This window comes from Streptomyces sp. SID5785, assembly GCF_009870065.1.
GTDB lineage: Bacteria > Actinomycetota > Actinomycetes > Streptomycetales > Streptomycetaceae > Streptomyces.
In genome coordinates, this window is sequence record NZ_WWIA01000752.1 from 1 (window position 1) to 458 (window position 458).

The 458-nt window shown below is 82.1% G+C and carries 1 pseudogene; it reads right to left on the reverse strand.

The features are described from left to right. Positions 1–458: pseudogene (locus GTW43_RS24485) on the reverse strand (PucR family transcriptional regulator); the annotation flags it as partial.

Below are 458 nucleotides of genomic sequence, written 5' to 3' on the forward strand. Positions count from 1 at the left end.
TCGGCCCCCGCCGTGACCGCGCCGAGCGGTGTGCCGAGATCGGGCGCGGGCGCCCCCGGTGCGTTCGGCCGGGCGTGCACGACCTTCCAGCGCCCGGCGCCGAGCAGCTCCGCCGCCGCGGTCCGCCGGTCCGCGCCGAGCAGCAGCCCGACGAGCGCGGCGGACCGCTGCGCGTCGTCGGCCGGCCGGTACGTCCCCGCGAGCAGCGACAGGAGGACCACCGCGGCGCCCGCGATCGTGTGGTCGCCGGACGCGCGCGCGGGCGTGGCGAGGCCGAGGGCGCCGCCCCCGCTGAGCGCGTACGCCGCCAGGTGCAGTTCGCCGACGGTGTCCGCCGCCGACGCCGGCGCGGGCAGCAGCCTGCCGGTTCCCGGCCGTACGACGTCCGTCAGCGCGGTCAGCGCCGCCGCCGCGGGCCCCGCCGGCCGGGCCCCCGCGGCGTCCAGTTCCCGGCCGTC